This is a genomic window from Pontixanthobacter luteolus (genome assembly GCF_947494915.1).
In the GTDB taxonomy this organism is placed as follows: Bacteria; Pseudomonadota; Alphaproteobacteria; order Sphingomonadales; family Sphingomonadaceae; genus Pontixanthobacter; species Pontixanthobacter luteolus.
Window position 1 is genome coordinate 1,136,789 of the sequence record NZ_CANLWR010000001.1, and the last position, 15,698, is coordinate 1,152,486.

A 15,698-nucleotide genomic window follows, 5' to 3' on the forward strand; every position below is an offset into this window, starting at 1 on the left:
AACTCGCCTAGCCATGGCTGATCGATCCGGTCAAGCGGTGCCCCGCCTTTAGTCGCTTCAAACCTTCACGATCCCGTGCGCGACGAGACTGCGGACGGTGTCTTCGATTGTCTGTTCCGCCGTGATGAAACGGTAACCGAGTACGTCCTCGGTGTGCTTGCCCGACACGTCCCGGACATTGCCGAGTTCGCCCTTGATCTGTTTCATTTCTGGCATGAACAGCGCGAGCAGTTTCACCAGAAAATCGGGCATCCGCCGGGTCGGCACCTTCGCTGAGAATTCGGGCGCACGCTGGCGCACGGTATCCGCCATCTCCTCGATCCACATGAATTTTTGCGAGGTCGGGAAACGCTCCCCCCGGACCTTGTCCGCGGGTGCCTCTATTGCGCGCACATGCGCTTCGGCCACATCGCGCACATCGGTCACGCAAATGCCCATGTTTGGTGCCATCGGGATCGATCCGTCCATGATCTTCTTGACCATCTCCACGCTGGTGGAGAGGTCATCATCATAAACCGGGCCGAACACTGCAACGGGATTGATCGAACAGAAAATCATGTCAGGCGCGTTTGTGGCAACCCAGTCGCGCGCTGACCGTTCGGCCACCGTCTTGGATTCGATGTAAGGCGGCACGCCTTCGGTCAGGTCGGTCCAATCGGTATAGTCGAAGTGGTCCTTGTTTTTCTGACCATAGGCGATCGCTGCCGCAGAACTGGTCTGCACAAAGCGATTGATCCTGGCCTGATGCGCGAATTTCAGCGCCCGCAGCGTCCCTTCCATGGCAGGGATCACCAGATCGTTCTTGTCTTTGGGCACGCCCATCGGGAATGGCGAGGCGACATGCGCGACGGCATCACAGCCAGCATTTGCGCCAGCCCATCCGTCATCTGACATCAGGTCTGCCTCAAACACCTTCAGGCGCCCGGTGGCATCTTTCCAGCGCTGGTGCAGTCGTTCCTCGCTCTTGGCTTTGCTGCGAACGGTGGTGTGGACCGTATACCCCTTGGCTAGCAACTGATCGATCACCTCGCCGCCGATATACCCTGTGCCGCCAGTCACCAGAACCGTACCCGCCATTTGCAACTCCCATTTATGCTTATCGCGCATGGCTAGCGGCTGTGGTTTTGGCCCGCAACTTACTTCAGCAGGACGAGCTCCTCCGCCATGGTCGGATGGATCGCCACGGTCGCGTCGAAATCATCCTTGGTCAGCCCTGCCTTCACCGCGATTGCCGCTGCCTGCATGATCTCCGGTGCTTCGGGGCCGATCATGTGGATGCCCACGATCTTGCCGCTGTCGCCGTCGCAGATCATTTTATAGAGGCTGCGCTCGTTCCGCCCAGCGACCACGTTCTTCATCGCACGGAAATCGGACTGATAGACCTTTACGGAACCCAGTTTGTTCTTCGCTTCGCTTTCAGTCATCCCGACCGCTGCAATCGGCGGATGGCTGAACACCGCGCTGGGCACGCAGCTGTAATCGACGGTGGTGGGCTTGTCGCCGAACACAGTGTCGGAAAATGCCTGCCCCTCGCGAATTGCGACAGGGGTCAGCTGGATTCGGTCGGTCACATCGCCAACCGCATAAATGCTGTCGACCGATGATTTGGAATGTGCATCGACCTTGATCGCTCCATTTTCGTCCAGCTCGACACCGACGTCTTGCAGCCCCAGATTCTCCGTCTGCGGAACCCTGCCGGTTGCATACAGAACGCAGTCGACTTCGAGCGGATCGAAATTCGACATTTCCACCTTCAGGCACCCATTCTCGGTTTCAGAAATGCTTTGGAATTCCGCATTGAAACGGAACTCGATGCCTTTCATCACCGATATCTGAAGCAGCCTGTCACGCACCGATTCATCGTACGATCGCAGCAATTGGTCGCCGCGATTGATGATTGTCACATGCACACCGAATTCATTGAAGATGCCGGCAAATTCGTTGGCGATGTAGCCGCCTCCGGCGATCAGGATTTTCTTCGGTAGCTTGTCGAGATGGAACGCCTCGTTGGACGTGATGCCAAGTTCAGCGCCGCCACAGCCCGGAATGCGCGGGCGGGCGCCGGTTGCGACCAGAATATAGCGGGCGGTCTTCACCGTGCCGTCTTCCAGCGTAATTTCGTTGGGACCGGTAATTTTCGCATGTTCGTTGAAAATCGTGACATCGTGATTTTCAAGCGTTTCGGTATACAGCCCTTCGATGCGCGAAACGTCTTTCTGAACGTTGTCACGCAGTTTCACCCAGTCGAATTCAGCCTTCTCGATGGTCCATCCGAACGCTTGGCAATCCTCCAGATCCTCCGCGAAATGCGCGCCATAAACGAGCATCTTCTTGGGCACGCAGCCGCGAATGACACAGGTTCCGCCTACGCGGTATTCCTCGGCCACGGCCACTTTTGCGCCGTGCGCTGCCGCCACGCGCGATGCGCGAACACCGCCGGAACCGGCACCGATGGTGAAAAGGTCGAAATCATAATCGGACATGTAGGCTAATCTCCTTGCCGCTTCCCAAGACTATCGTCCGGTACATTGCAACGGCTCATTGGTTGTTTGTCTTTCCGTCTTGCACTCCGGGTTGGTTACATTTTGCCCGCCTGGACCTCTTCCAGTCTCCAGGCGAAAAATGCTCCAATCGCACAGAGCGCCGCCATCACAGCAAGAACCGGCATTTCCCCAACCAGCGAAGCGATCACGCCAAACAGGCTGCCAGCGATCAGCACAATGCCGATTATGGTGTTGGAAACGGCGGTATAAATTGCCCTTGTGTCTTCATCCGCCATGTCAACAAGGTGGGTCGAGCGGCCAAGCCGCACCCCTTGATATGCAACCATCAGAACCAGCAGCAGCGCTGGCAAAACCCAGACGAATTCCAGAAAACCAAGGCCTGCTGAGATGGAAGTCGCCGCGAGCGCAGCAGCGCCTGCACCCCCCGCATAGAACAGCACCTTACGGCTCGACCGGTCCGCCAGCCGGCCCCACACAGTCGAACTGACAAGCGCAGCACCGGAAGAAGCAAGGACAAGAAATCCGAGGCCTTCAAATGCGCTTTGCCCGCCCGCCGAAGCAGCAGAGATCATAAATGGCGGTGCCAGTGCGGTCGCCGTCAGGCAAGCTCTTGCGAGGATGAAAGTGCGTAGCTGCCGGTCGTTCTTCAGTACGCGGTAGTGCTGTCTGAAGAGTGCGGATTGGCTCCCCCCGCCTTCCGTCGCCCCCTTCTTCTCCTCCAGCATCAGGAACAGGAAAGCGCTGATGATCCAGAGGATGCCAGCCAATGCTAGTGCGCCGAGCACGAGTTCCATGCGCGGCAACCAGTCCGTGATCAGCATCACCGCGAACACGATCACGAATGCTGCAGACACCGACGATGCCAGCCCTGTCGCGGTGCCTCTGCGGGACTTGGCGACCGTTTTGCCGAGCACATCCTTGTACGATACCGAACAAACACTGCGCGCAAGAGCAAGGACCGCCAGACATCCAAGCATTGCCCAACCGGCCAGTTCGCCCTTCAGCAGCATGGCGCTGGCGAACAGACCCAGCGCCGCCAGTCCCTGTACCCCGGCGCCCGCTGCCCAGGCATATTTTCGCAGCGGCATTTCCCGGATCGTGCCGGCAGTAAACAGCTGCGGCAACAAAGCGCCGGATTCGCGAACCGGCACCAATAGCCCGATCAAGTAGGCCGGGGTGCCAAGCGACGTCATCAGCCAGCTGAGCACCAGCTTTGGATCAATCAGGCCGTCAGCCAGCTTGCTCAGTGAAAGCGAGCCAACATGGGTGAAGAAATTGCGCGGCTGATCGTTGCAGGCACTGCCGGGTATGTCCTTGCAGGCGCGACCTTCATCATCGATCGCGATAGCCTGAAAGGCTTGCTCCAATGTGCTGCCATCGTGTGCCATTGCCACCCCAATGCACGAAAGTCGGAATCGGGACCAGATCTAGCGCGGCAACGCCTGCCCCCGGTCGCAAATTAGGGTCAGGAAAGCCCGGCAGCCGTCAGAAGCTGCTCTGTACTGGAATCGAACTCCTGACCGCCTGCCTCGATGCTTTTGGCCATCTCCTTGCCCAGTTCCACTCCGAACTGGTCGAAAGGATTGATTCCCATCAGGACCGCATTGGCAAAGGTCCGGTGTTCGTGGAAAGCGATCAGCGCGCCCAGTGTTGCCGCATCCAGATCATCGCACAGCATAGTTGCACTTGGCCGGTTACCTTCGAAATTGCGGGCGCCGTCCTTGTTGGCCTTGCCTGCCATCAGGGCCGCACCCTGCGCGAAACAATTGGTGAGCAAGATCCGGTGGTGCGCGGGATCGAGGTCATCGCCGGGTGCAATGCTGGCGATAAAATCGACCGGGACAAGCCTGGTGCCCTGATGCAGCAATTGGAAAACTGCATGCTGCGCATCGGTCCCCACTCCGCCCCAGGTGATTGGCGCTGTTGGTCCATCAACAGGCTTGCCCTGTGCGGTGACGCTCTTGCCGTTGCTCTCCATTTCCAGCTGCTGGAGGTAGTCGGGGAACAGGCCAAGACGCTCGTCATATGCGAACACCGCCCGGGTCTGGCAGCCCTTGATGCGCGAATAAAACTGATCGGCAAAAGCCGCGCGCAGCGGCAGGTTCGCCCGGCCGTTGGCTTTCTCGAAATGCAAATCGACCGCCTGGGCCCCGGCGAGGAACTGTTCGAATTCGTCCCAGCCGACAGCCATAGCGACCGGGAAACCGATGCTGGACCAAAGTGAGTACCGTCCGCCAACGGTCTCGCTGAAAGGCAGGATGCGGGTTTCATCCACGCCCCACTCGACCGCTTTTTCCGGGCTTGCCGTGAGTGCGACGACCCGTCCCGAAGGATCGGATATTCCGCCATCCGCCAGCCATTTGAGCGCGCTCTGCGCATTCGTCATGGTTTCGATCGTGGTGAATGTCTTGGATGCGACCGCCAGCATGGTTGTCTTGGGATCGCAGGCGGCAAAAGCCTGTTCCAAAGCAACCCCGTCAATGTTCGAAACCACATGGACATCGACCAGCGCAAGATCGCGGGTCAGCGCATCCACCGCCAGTGCGGGCCCCAGTGCGGAACCGCCAATCCCGATGTGAATGAGATGCTTGACCTCGCCCAGCGCGCCGTCATGGATTGCCTCTACCAGCATCCGCATGCGCGCGTGCAGCGCCATAGCTTCTTCAACCGCCGCCTCGGTGCCGACACCGCGCTGTGCCGTGTGCTGGACAGCGCGGCCTTCGGTGTTGTTGATCTTTTCCCCGCCGAACAGTGCGGCACGTTTGCCAGCGAAATCGGCTGCATCCGCGAGTTCTTCGAACCCCGCAATCAGACCGTCATCCAGATGGGTTTTCGACCAGTCGAAAAGGATACCCGAAGTGAGTTCGCCTTCGCCCCATTCGATGCGATCCGACAGTTTCGAAACACGGTCTGTATCGGCAAACAATTCGGTCAGCGATGCGTCATCATGGGATTTCAGCTTATCCCAGATCGCTGCAACATTATCGGCCATGAAAAATCCTTCCTGTATCTTGCTCTTCCGAGTAGGGACCAAGCCAATGATTTGGAACCCGTTGCTGCGCTCCGGATACGAATTTCCTGCCGATGCGGGACATGCGCGCGCTCCGGTTCCCCGACACGTCTGGAAAGAATACGCAAAGAATGACCGATAGCACCGCCGAAACAAACGTGACGGAACTCGAAAAAAATGCCGAACCAGCAGCGGCAGAACCGGTGAAGAAGGAAGATAATTTCTTCGTATTCCTGTTGAAGCTGGTGCTCGTGGTGATGATATTCCGCAGCTTCATCTTCTCGCCGTTCAACATCCCCAGCGAAAGCATGCTGCCTACCTTGCGCAATGGCGATTATCTGGTCGCCGCCAAATGGCCCTATGGCTACACCAGCGCCTCGCTGCCGTTAGGCGCGCCGCTCATTCCCGGACGCATTTTTGCCGGTGAGCCTGAGCGCGGCGATGTCGTAATTTTCAAGCACCCGGTCGACGGCACCGACTATATCAAGCGTGTCATCGGCCTGCCCGGCGACACGATCGGCATGGTCAACGGCCAGGTGGTGCTGAATGACCAGCCAATCCCCAAGGTTCAGATCGAAGATTTCGTGCTGGCGCTTTCGCCCAACACCAGCTGCCATGTGCTGGCCGAACAGGTCACGCTGGACGATGGCCGGCTGGCTTGCAGCTACCGCCAGTTCCGTGAGACTCTGCCATCGGGCAAGAGCTTCAACGTTCTGGATTTCGGCCCGATGTTCGTGGACAATTTCGAACCCGTCATCGTGCCGGAGGGGCAAATGTTCGTAATGGGTGACAACCGCGACAATTCGCAGGACAGCCGCTTCCCGGCAGAGGCCCAGCGCGGTGTAGGTATCGTCCCGCAAGAGCTGCTGGTTGCACGGGCCAGCACCATCATGTGGTCGACAGACGGTTCCGCCGAATGGCTTTTGCCGTGGACCTGGTTCAGTGCATTGCGGGCCGAGCGGCTGGGAGACGACATTTGACGCAGCTAGAAGGCAGCACCCTGAAGTGGCTGAAGAAATCGGGATTCTCGGTTAAAGACGATGCGCGCTGGGCCGAGGCACTGACGCACGGCAGCACCGATGAGAAGATCGATTATCAGCGGCTGGAATTCCTTGGTGACAGGGTTCTTGGCCTGACCATCGCCGATTGGCTATTCCATGAAATGGACGGCGCGGAAGGTGCACTGGCGCAGCGATTGAATGTTCTGGTCAGCAAGGGCGCCTGCGCCGATGTCGCGCTGAAAATTGGCGTGTCCGATCATATCCGTCTGGGCAAACAGGCGCGCGACGATGGCGCAGCGATGAGCAGCAACGTGCTGGGCGATGTGATGGAGGCGCTGCTTGGCGCATCATTCCTCGATGCCGGGTTCGATGCCACGCAAAAGCTGATCCAGCAGATGTGGGCAGAACAACTGGGCGGCACCGCAGGAAAGTCGAAGCATCCGAAAAGCGCACTTCAGGAATGGGCCGCTGGAAACAAGCGCCGGCCGCCCGAATATCGCATGGTCGACCGTTCCGGACCCGACCACAAGGCCAGCTTTACGGTGCGCGTTACAGTACACAATGTTGGCGATGCAGAGGCGACCGCCTCGAGCAAGCAAGAAGCGGAAACAGCCGCAGCAAAGAACTTTATGGAGAAATTCGGGTGACCGACACAAACACACCGGCAGCAAGCCCGAAATGCGGCGTTGTCGCCATTATAGGCGCACCGAACGCAGGCAAGAGCACACTGGTCAACAATCTCGTTGGACAAAAAGTCGCGATTACCAGCGCGAAGGCTCAGACGACCCGTGCGCGTATGATGGGCATTGCGCTCGCAGACGAAACGCAGATCATCTTGGTCGACACCCCCGGCATCTTTGCGCCCCGGCGCAGGCTGGACCGCGCGATGGTCAGCGCGGCCTGGGAAGGTGCGGAAGAAGCGGACGCGATTGTCCTGCTTGTCGACCCGATCAAACAGCGCCGCCATGAGCTTGAACCGCTGGTGGAGGCGCTTTCCAACAGGCCCGAACGCAAGATCCTAGTCCTCAACAAGGTCGACAAAGCCAAGAAAGAGCCGCTTCTGGCGCTGGCCCAGGATCTGAACGACAAGGTCGCTTTCGAGGAGGTGTTCTTCGTTTCCGCCCTGACCGGCGACGGGGTCGGAGAGCTGAAGGAATATCTGGCGTCACTCATGCCCGAGGGGCCCTGGCATTACCCCGAAGATCAGGTTTCCGATGCCAGCGAGCGCCTGCTTGCAGCCGAGATCACCCGCGAACAATTGTACCGCCAGCTGCACGAAGAATTGCCGTATGACAGTGCAGTTCGTCCGGAAAGCTACACCCAGCGCGATGATGGCAGCGTGGAAATTCGCCAGCAGATCGTCGTTGGCCGTGAAAGCCAGCGTCCTATCGTGCTCGGCAAAGGCGGACAGCGCATCAAATCCATCGGCGAAGAAGCACGCAAGGAACTGGCAGAGGTTCTGGGGCAGAAAGTCCACCTGTTCCTGCACGTCAAAGTCGATGAGCGCTGGGCCGATGACAAGGAAGTTTTCGAGGAAATGGGCCTAGACTGGGGGAAGTAGTGTGTATCGGGTAATCGCAGGAGCCAGCGGGCTTGCTTGACGAACTTCTGCCCGTATTTGTCGCGACGATTTCCGGTGCGCTTATCGGAATAGAACGCGGTTGGTCCCTGCGCACCGCAGCTGACGGATCTCGAGTTGCCGGCGTAAGAACCTTCAGCATGCTGGGCCTGCTAGCTGGCATTTCCGGATATCTGGTTGCACGCGATTACGCCCTCGCCTCCGCCTCGTTGCTGGCTGGCGCTGCAGCGATCGTCGTGATCGGATATTTCCGATCTTCGGGCGAGAACGGCAAGCCCGATGCCACATCCGCGATTGCCGCTGTTCTGACGCTCGCGTTGGGCTTCCTGGCTGGGATCGGGCAATTTGGCATGGCGCTTGCCGGTGCGGCGCTGCTCACACTTATGCTCGCACTGCGCAAGGAGACGCACAGGTTGATCGGCCGCCTGGACGAAGCAGATATCAAGGCGCTGGCACGCTACGCTGTGATTGCCCTGGCCATTTTCCCCTTCCTGCCCGAAGGCCCATATGGCCCATATGATGCATGGAACCCGCGAAACTTATGGTTCGTGGTCATTCTGGTTACCGGGTTCTCGTTTGCCGGATACGCCGCGAACCGCATCTTTGGCACACGGCGAGGAACGATCGCGACCGCATTGATTGGCGGGGCCTACAGTTCAACCGCAGTCACATATTCGTTTGCGCAGAAAATCGGGGCCGGCGATGGCGGAGGTGCGGAGAATGCGGGGATCGCGCTTGCCTCAGCGGTGATGTATCTGCGGGTTCTGCTCCTCGTCGCCATTCTTGCCCGTCCGCTGCTTGAACCCTTTGTGCTGCTTGTATTGCCCGCGCTCGTTACTGGCGCGGTCACCAGTGGTTTCCTGTATCGCCGCGCACCGCATTCCAGCGGGCCTTCCCCGCCAGGCAATCCGATCGCGCTGCTTCCTGCCTTCAGCTTTGTCGCATTCGTTGCGGTGGCGGCGGTTGCCGCCCGCTGGGCAGAAAGCAGGTTCGGCGAAGAAGGGATCGCTGTTCTGCTGCTGCTGATGGGAAGTATGGATGTGGACGCAGCGATCATCACTGCCGGGGGTCTTGAGCCCGGATCAATCTCGCCCGCGCTCGCGGCGCTTGCGATTGCCGGAACCATTCTGGCGAATATGACCGTCAAACTGGGCGTGACTATCGCCTATGGCCGCAGAAGCGGACGGCCCGCAGCCATCGCACTTGCAGCAAGCATGGCAGCCCTATGCCTAAGCCTGATCGCTGGCTGGTTTGCGCTCTAGGGTTCGCCGGCCACACTGGTTTGCGAATTGACCAGCCTGATCAGCGTTTCTTCGCAATCGCGATCTTGTTCTTTTTCGCGAAGTCCTTGGTCGATTCCTCGCTCCGGCTCAGGGCCTTGGCAATCTGTTTCAGCCCTTGCCCTTTGCTCGCGAGAAGCCGCAGCTTGCCCGCTTCTTCGGCATTCCACGGCTGCTTGTGGCGAACGAATGCTTCCTTACCCATCAGACAAGTTCCACCGGCTCATGCCCATCAATCGGCTTTCTTAGCGGCTGGTTTTTTCTTCGCTGGCGCCTTTTTCTTCGCCGGAGCTTTTTTTGCGGCAGCTTTCTTGGGCGCAGCCTTCTTCTTGGCCGGTGCCTTCTTGCCCTTCTTCTTTGGCGGACCCTTGGCCGCGCGCGCATCGATCAATTCGATCGCCTGCTGCTCGGTCACGTCCTCGGGCTTCATGTCCTTGGGAATGGTGGCGTTAGTGGTGCCGTCAGTCACATACGGACCATAGCGACCGGGCAGTACTTTCATTTCGCCGCCGCTGGTCGGATGTTCCTTGAAAGTCTTGATCGGCTCCGCCTTTTGCCGCGCCCCGCCTTTGCGGTTGGCAGCTTCGGCCAGAAGCGTAACCGCCGCGTTCATCCCGGTGTCGAAGACATCACGCGTGCTCTGCAATTTCGCGTACTTGCCATCGTGGCGAAGGTATGGGCCGTAACGTCCGATCGCGGCCTCGATTTCCTTGCTTGTCTCAGGGTGCTCACCCACAATGCGCGGCAGATCAAGCAGCTTGATCGCCCATTCGAGATCGAAATCATCGAGATCCTTGGGGATCGATGCACGTTTGGCTTCCTTGCCCTCGCCCATCTGCACATAGGGTCCGAACCGGCCGGTCTTGCGTTCGATGTTGAGCCCGGTTTCAGGATGCTGGCCCAGTACCGCATCCTGATCGCCCTCGTCGCCGTCAGCGCCCGGCTGGGCAAAGCGGCGCGTGAACTTGCATTCGGGATAGTTGGCGCAGGCAACGAACGCGCCGTAGCGGCCGCCACGAAGTGCCAGCCGGCCATTTTCGCGGCCTTCCTTGTCGCATAGCGGGCAGTAGCGCGGGTCCTTGCCATCTTCCCGTTCGGGGAACAGATAGTCGGAGAGGTATTCGTCGAGCGCTTCGGTAACTTCGGATGGCATCTTGTCCATGACCTCGTCGGCCTTGGGTTTGAAGTCCTTCCAAAACTTCTTCAGCAGTTCCTTGTATTCTTCCTTGCCGTCGGAAACGATATCGAGCTCGTCTTCCATCCCGGCGGTAAAGTCATACGCCACGTAACGATCAAAGAACCGTTCGAGGAATGATGTGAGCAAACGCCCGCTTTCCTCTGCAAAGAAACGGTTTTTCTCCATCCGCACATAGTCACGGTCGCGCAGTGTCTGGATCGTGGAGGCGTATGTTGACGGGCGGCCAATGCCCAGTTCTTCCAGCCGTTTGACCAGCGATGCTTCTGAGAAGCGCGGCGGCGGCTGGGTGAAGTGCTGATTGGCCTCGACGGTCTTCTTGGCCGGGCTGTCACCCTTGTGCATTACCGGCAGCAAATTGTCGTCATCGTCCTTGCTGTCGTCGCGGCCCTCTTCATAGACAGCCAGGAACCCCGGGAATTTCACAACCTGACCGGTCGCCCGCAATTCGTGCAGTCCGGCAGGGTCACGCATGGTTACCGTGGTCCGTTCGAGGCTGGCGGCCGCCATCTGGCTAGCCATGGCCCGTTTAAAGATCAGGCTGTACAATTTGGCATCATCGCCCGAACCGGCGCGATCAACGGTGAAGCTGGTGGGCCGGATGGCTTCGTGCGCTTCCTGGGCATTTTTCGCCTTGGTAGAATAGTGACGCGGCTTTTCAGGCAGGTAATGGCCGTCATACCGGTCGGCGACCGCCTTGCGGCAGGCAGAAATCGCGCTACCATCCATCTGCACGCCGTCGGTACGCATGTAGGTGATAGCGCCCGCTTCATACAGCGATTGGGCACAGCGCATGGTGTGGCTGGCAGAAAAGCCGAGCTTGCGCGCAGCTTCCTGTTGCAGGGTAGATGTCGTGAATGGCGGCGAAGGATTGCGCTTTAGCGGCTTGGTTTCGATGTCCTCGATCGTGAACGGCGCGTTCTCGATCTTGGTTTTCGCCTCCAGCGCGATGCCTTCATGGCCCAGCGAAAGCTTTTCCAGCTTCTTTCCGTCATACCGCACCAGACGCGCATCAAACGGGGTTCCGTCCTGCTCCATCTTGGCGACGACAGACCAGTATTCGTCGGCCCTGAACGCTTCGATCTCGCGTTCCCGGTCGACGATCAGACGCAGTGCAACCGATTGCACGCGGCCCGCACTCTTGGCACCCGGCAGCTTGCGCCACAGAACCGGGCTGAGCGTGAAGCCGAACAGATAATCAAGCGCCCGACGTGCGAGATACGCGTCGATCAGGTCCATATCCAGTTCGCGCGGCTTGCCCATCGCTTCGGTGACGGCAGCCTTGGTGATCGCGTTAAAGGTGACGCGGTCGACTTCCTTTGGCAGCGCCTTGCGCTTCTTGAGCAATTCCTGGACGTGCCAGCTGATCGCCTCGCCTTCGCGGTCAGGGTCGGTCGCGAGGATCAGGCGATCCGCAGACTTCGCGGCATCGGCGATTTCCTTGAACCGCTTCTGCTTGTCGCGGTACAATTCCCAATCCATGGCAAAATCTTCATCCGGCCGGACGCTGCCATCCTTGGGTGGAAGATCGCGGACGTGACCGTATGACGCGAGGACCTTGAAGTCCTTGCCCAGATAATTTTCGATAGTCTTCGCCTTTGCGGGCGATTCAACGATGACAAGCTGCATGGAAAAGTACGAAAGTCCTTACGTGTGCGTATACGCGCGAGGGTGGTGCCGCGCGGCGCTATTCGTCAAGCGGTCTTTCGCGTCAAGGTATCTGTGGGCGCAGCGCCGGATTGCTGCGCCCCAGAAACTTCATTCAAACACTTCGGTCGTGTGCTGCGTGTTGTCAGCCGTCAGGTGGTAAACAGCCACACCATAGGCCACGAATATGGCCGAGAATGCATTGGACAGGACGTTCGAAATTAGCGACGTCGCAAAGCTGAAGCTATCTGCCGCAAACAGCACCGCTCCTGCGGCACCGAAGATCAAAACGCTTCCTACCAGACCCAGGATCAGGATGCCGCCAAATATGTGCCAGCCCTTCTCTGAGGTGGCTTCCCAGCTTGCGCCGAAAGATTCCACGACTCCGCGCCCGCCGCCGATCAGGTAGCCAGGTGCAGCAATCCAGCGCGTAAGCAGGATAATACCGGGAACGATCAGAAGGAGGAAACCCACCATCAGACCGAGCAGGAAAAGTACGGACAGCCCGACATAGGCCCAGATGCGAGTGCCCGGTTGCTGCAGTTCGCCGCGCGACCCCAGCATTGATGATGTAAGGAAATATTGCGCGAGAACAGAAATCACGATTGCGCCAATACCGACTGCAAACCCGGCCAACACAATTATTATCGGATCGCTTTCCGTCAGTATCTCCGGCTGAAGGGTCAGCCAGTCACTGCCTGTGCCAAAGAATGCCATCACGGCCACGAAAATCGCGATCGGAACCAGATTGTCGCGTGCGATGGCAAATGTCTCGGAAAGGAATCCGCCGATATCAGCGTCGTTTTTCATTTTACCCCCTGTTTGCAGCGTTCAGACTGACGCGGCCGCCCGCATGTCTCTGCAATTGGCCGGAAATTTCAAGTTCCATGAGCGAGATATGCACGGCCCCCGCGCTTTCGCCCGACTGGCGGATCAATTCATCGACACCGATCGGGGCAGTCGAAAGCATGGCTGAAATATCCGCCGGCTCGGCATCGGAAAGCTCGTCGCCAAAATCGAAATCCAGCGTGGCATTTTCGCGAAAACGGGATCGGGGTTGCCCTTCGAAACCCGATAGAAGTTCGATCACATCATCAACCGACTGGACCAGCACGGCACCTTCACGGATCAACTGGTTGCACCCTCGCGAGCGTGCATCAAGCGGGCTGCCGGGGATGGCCATGACTTCACGGCCGGCCTCGCCCGCCAGTCGTGCGGTGATCAGCGAACCGGACTTGGGCGCCGCCTCCACCACCAGCGTGCCGGATGCCAGGCCAGCGATGATTCGGTTACGGCTGGGGAAATGACTGCCGCGTGGTTCGGTGCCGGGCGGCTGTTCGGCGATCAGCAATCCCTCATTCGCGATCTGTTCCTGCAATTCGGCGTGCTGCGGGGGATATGCGATATCGATACCACTCGCGATCACGCCGATGGTCGCCGGCATCGCGCCCTGATGCGCCGCTCCGTCGATCCCCCGGGCCAATCCGGAGACAACGGTCATCCCGGCATTGGTAAGGCCATGGGCGAATTCGCGCGACAGCTTTATCGCGGCGGCAGATGCGTTGCGAGCGCCCACCATCGCAACGCAGGGTCTGGCGGCAATTTTCATGTTACCGCGCCATGTCACAATCGGCGGCGCGCTATCCAGTTCGCGCAGAAGCTCCGGATAATCGGGCGAATCGTGGAACAGATATTTTGCGCCCGCCTTGCGCGTCGCTGCTATCTCGGTTTCGATCCGCTCTCTTTGTGCCGGCCGGTAGGCACGCCCGCCCTTTTTGCCGATGTCAGGCAAGGCATCGATAGCTGCGGTAGCGGCGCCGAAACGCGCCAGAAGGTGCCGATAGGTAACCGGCCCGATATTGGGCGAACGCAGCAGGCGAATGCGCGCAAAGGCCTCTGCTTGATCGATCGGCATGAGCGGCAATCAGCCTTTGCTGCCGACCTTCGGCTCCGTTCCGGCAAACAGCCGCTTGATATTCTCGCGGTGGAGCCAGACGATGATTGCGGCAATCAGCGCCAGCACCAGCGGCGCAACCGTGGGGCCGAAATACAGCGCAGCAATTGCAGAGGCGATGACCGCGCTCATTCCTGCAAGCGAGCTGATCCGGAACACGGCCAGCACTGCGATCCACACGGCTGCGTATGTCAGACCCAGCGGCAGGCCGAGCGCGAACGCGACGCCTGCATTCGTTGCCACGCCCTTACCGCCCTTGAATTTCAGCCAGACTGGGAAACAATGCCCGATGACGGCAAACAGCGCAGCCCAGCCGACATCCTGCCAGAACCACTGCCACGCCAGCCACACCGGCAGGAAACCCTTGGCCAGATCGAGCAGCAGCGTCGCGGCCGCCAGCCATTTGTTGCCCGTGCGCAGGACATTGGTGGCGCCGATATTGCCGCTACCGATGGAGCGGACATCACCCATCCCGGCCATCTTTGTCAGAATCAGTCCGAACGGAATGGAACCCAGCGCATATCCCAGCAGCGCAGCATAAAGTGAGCTCAATTCCATATCTTCGACCCTCCAATTGAGGGGCATCATAAGACGAATGCTTGCTTTCGGTCACCGGAAAAATAAGGAGAAAGAACGAAAATGGGGAAAGTAGAGGCGCGTGAACAAAATTATCCAACCTGACGCGCCGATCCTGATTTTCGATTCGGGTGTCGGCGGCCTCACGGTGCTCGCTGCGCTGCGCGAAATTCTGCCGGATGCGCCGGTCATATTCGCAGCCGATCAGGCGGGCCTGCCTTATGGCACCAAAAGCGAGGCTGAAATCGCAGCCCGGGTTGCCGGGTTGCTGGGCCGGATGAGCGAGAGATACCGCCCGCGGCTGGTCTGCATTGCGTGCAACACCGCCTCCACCATTGCGCTGGGCATGGTCCGCGACGTGCTGGAAATACCGATTGTCGGCACGGTTCCGGCGATCAAGCCGGCTGCCGCGTTGACCAGGACAGGCACCATCGGATTGCTCGGCACAGAGGCCACCATCAGACAGGCCTATGTCGACAAGCTGGAAGCGGAATTTGCCCACGGCAAACGCCTGATCCGGCAGGCGGCACCGGGGCTGGTGACCGCGGCAGAGGCCAAGCTGCGGGGCGAACCAGTTGATCCAGACGAAATAGCAAAAGCGGTTGCCGGTCTGCGCGAACAGCAAGGCGGGGCTAAAATCGACACAGTCGTTCTGGCGTGCACGCACTTTCCATTGCTCCACACAGAATTGTCGCAGGCGCTGGGCCCGGATGTCGCATTGATCGATGGGTCTCGCGGAATTGCCAGGCGCATCGCCTCGTTATGCGAAGGGCAGGAATTTCAGGCGGATTCGGGCGGACTGGCGGTCACCACCGGGCCGCTGGAAAACTTTGCAACACTTGGTGCAGTTCTTGAAAGCCACGGACTGACACGGGCCGAAAGGTTTTAATCGCGAACGATTCGCAAAGATCGGGGTGGCATTCCGAGCATCGCCGGACTAAATCCCCCCGAC

14 protein-coding genes are annotated in these 15,698 nt (G+C 59.1%); 5 read left to right on the forward strand and 9 right to left on the reverse strand.

Translation table 11 applies throughout. The features are described 5' to 3' along the window. Nucleotides 1-57: 57 nt before the first annotated feature. The 4 genes from PO778_RS05450 to pgi form a co-directional block, all read right to left on the reverse strand. Nucleotides 58-1,107, reverse strand: coding sequence for an NAD-dependent epimerase/dehydratase family protein (locus tag PO778_RS05450; protein WP_271438886.1), 1,050 nt, complete (start codon nucleotides 1,105-1,107; stop codon nucleotides 58-60). Between the two features lie 29 nt (nucleotides 1,108-1,136). Then, on the reverse strand, nucleotides 1,137-2,483 hold the full coding sequence (gene gorA, locus PO778_RS05455; RefSeq protein ID WP_271438887.1) for a glutathione-disulfide reductase: 1,347 nt from the start codon (nucleotides 2,481-2,483) through the stop codon (nucleotides 1,137-1,139). 95 nt (nucleotides 2,484-2,578) lie between these two features. Beyond that, nucleotides 2,579-3,892, reverse strand: a complete 1,314-nt coding sequence (locus tag PO778_RS05460) for an MFS transporter (RefSeq protein WP_271438888.1) — start codon at nucleotides 3,890-3,892, stop codon at nucleotides 2,579-2,581. Between the two features lie 77 nt (nucleotides 3,893-3,969). After that, nucleotides 3,970-5,496: a glucose-6-phosphate isomerase gene (pgi, locus tag PO778_RS05465; protein WP_271438889.1), complete on the reverse strand. Its 1,527-nt coding sequence runs from the start codon at nucleotides 5,494-5,496 to the stop codon at nucleotides 3,970-3,972. A 149-nt stretch (nucleotides 5,497-5,645) separates the two neighbouring features. Here pgi and lepB point away from each other — a divergent pair, with 149 nt between their 5' ends. The 4 genes from lepB to PO778_RS05485 are packed head-to-tail and all read left to right on the forward strand — an operon-like array spanning nucleotide 5,646 to nucleotide 9,356. Then, nucleotides 5,646-6,494 (forward strand): signal peptidase I, encoded by an 849-nt coding sequence (gene lepB, locus PO778_RS05470; protein WP_160730045.1) that lies wholly within the window; start codon nucleotides 5,646-5,648, stop codon nucleotides 6,492-6,494. After that, nucleotides 6,491-7,162, forward strand: a complete 672-nt coding sequence (gene rnc / locus PO778_RS05475; protein ID WP_271438890.1) for a ribonuclease III — start codon at nucleotides 6,491-6,493, stop codon at nucleotides 7,160-7,162. Before lepB ends, rnc begins: the two co-directional genes overlap by 4 nt. Then, complete coding sequence (gene era, locus PO778_RS05480; RefSeq protein WP_271438891.1) at nucleotides 7,159-8,076, forward strand: GTPase Era; 918 nt, start codon at nucleotides 7,159-7,161, stop codon at nucleotides 8,074-8,076. The genes rnc and era overlap by 4 nt, the downstream gene beginning before the upstream one ends. A 32-nt stretch (nucleotides 8,077-8,108) precedes the next feature. Beyond that, entirely contained in the window at nucleotides 8,109-9,356 is a 1,248-nt protein-coding gene (locus PO778_RS05485) for an MgtC/SapB family protein (protein WP_271438892.1), read from the forward strand. A gap of 40 nt (nucleotides 9,357-9,396) precedes the next feature. On the opposite strand, the gene PO778_RS05490 is transcribed toward PO778_RS05485, so the two are convergent. The 5 genes from PO778_RS05490 to plsY all read right to left on the reverse strand — a co-directional run bounded on the left by PO778_RS05490 (nucleotide 9,397) and on the right by plsY (nucleotide 14,728). Further along, complete coding sequence (locus PO778_RS05490; RefSeq protein ID WP_160730049.1) at nucleotides 9,397-9,579, reverse strand: hypothetical protein; 183 nt, start codon at nucleotides 9,577-9,579, stop codon at nucleotides 9,397-9,399. 27 nt (nucleotides 9,580-9,606) lie between these two features. Further along, entirely contained in the window at nucleotides 9,607-12,198 is a 2,592-nt protein-coding gene (gene topA / locus PO778_RS05495; protein ID WP_271438893.1) for a type I DNA topoisomerase, read from the reverse strand. 129 nt (nucleotides 12,199-12,327) lie between these two features. Then, on the reverse strand, nucleotides 12,328-13,026 hold the full coding sequence (locus tag PO778_RS05500; RefSeq protein ID WP_160730051.1) for a hypothetical protein: 699 nt from the start codon (nucleotides 13,024-13,026) through the stop codon (nucleotides 12,328-12,330). Nucleotide 13,027: 1 nt separating this feature from the next. Next, on the reverse strand, nucleotides 13,028-14,131 hold the full coding sequence (gene dprA, locus PO778_RS05505) for a DNA-processing protein DprA (RefSeq protein WP_271438894.1): 1,104 nt from the start codon (nucleotides 14,129-14,131) through the stop codon (nucleotides 13,028-13,030). Nucleotides 14,132-14,140: 9 nt separating this feature from the next. Beyond that, entirely contained in the window at nucleotides 14,141-14,728 is a 588-nt protein-coding gene (plsY, locus tag PO778_RS05510; RefSeq protein ID WP_160730053.1) for a glycerol-3-phosphate 1-O-acyltransferase PlsY, read from the reverse strand. A 112-nt stretch (nucleotides 14,729-14,840) separates the two neighbouring features. Between plsY and murI the strand changes: the two genes are divergently transcribed. Then, a complete protein-coding gene (gene murI / locus PO778_RS05515) occupies nucleotides 14,841-15,635 on the forward strand; it encodes a glutamate racemase (RefSeq protein ID WP_271439348.1) in 795 nt (264 codons plus the stop codon). Nucleotides 15,636-15,698: the final 63 nt, after the last annotated feature.

Excerpts from the sequence above, each read along its gene's own strand:
- PO778_RS05460 (WP_271438888.1), bottom strand. The coding sequence starts at position 3,892 with ATGGCACACGATGGCAGCACATTGGAGCAAGCCTTTCAGGCTATCGCG.
- PO778_RS05450 (WP_271438886.1), bottom strand. The coding sequence starts at position 1,107 with ATGCGCGATAAGCATAAATGGGAGTTGCAAATGGCGGGTACGGTTCTG.
- dprA (WP_271438894.1), bottom strand. The coding sequence starts at position 14,131 with ATGCCGATCGATCAAGCAGAGGCCTTTGCGCGCATTCGCCTGCTGCGT.
- lepB (WP_160730045.1), top strand. The coding sequence starts at position 5,646 with ATGACCGATAGCACCGCCGAAACAAACGTGACGGAACTCGAAAAAAAT.
- pgi (WP_271438889.1), bottom strand. The coding sequence starts at position 5,496 with ATGGCCGATAATGTTGCAGCGATCTGGGATAAGCTGAAATCCCATGAT.
- PO778_RS05500 (WP_160730051.1), bottom strand. The coding sequence starts at position 13,026 with ATGAAAAACGACGCTGATATCGGCGGATTCCTTTCCGAGACATTTGCC.
- gorA (WP_271438887.1), bottom strand. The coding sequence starts at position 2,483 with ATGTCCGATTATGATTTCGACCTTTTCACCATCGGTGCCGGTTCCGGC.
- plsY (WP_160730053.1), bottom strand. The coding sequence starts at position 14,728 with ATGGAATTGAGCTCACTTTATGCTGCGCTGCTGGGATATGCGCTGGGT.
- PO778_RS05490 (WP_160730049.1), bottom strand. The coding sequence starts at position 9,579 with ATGGGTAAGGAAGCATTCGTTCGCCACAAGCAGCCGTGGAATGCCGAA.
- topA (WP_271438893.1), bottom strand. The coding sequence starts at position 12,198 with ATGCAGCTTGTCATCGTTGAATCGCCCGCAAAGGCGAAGACTATCGAA.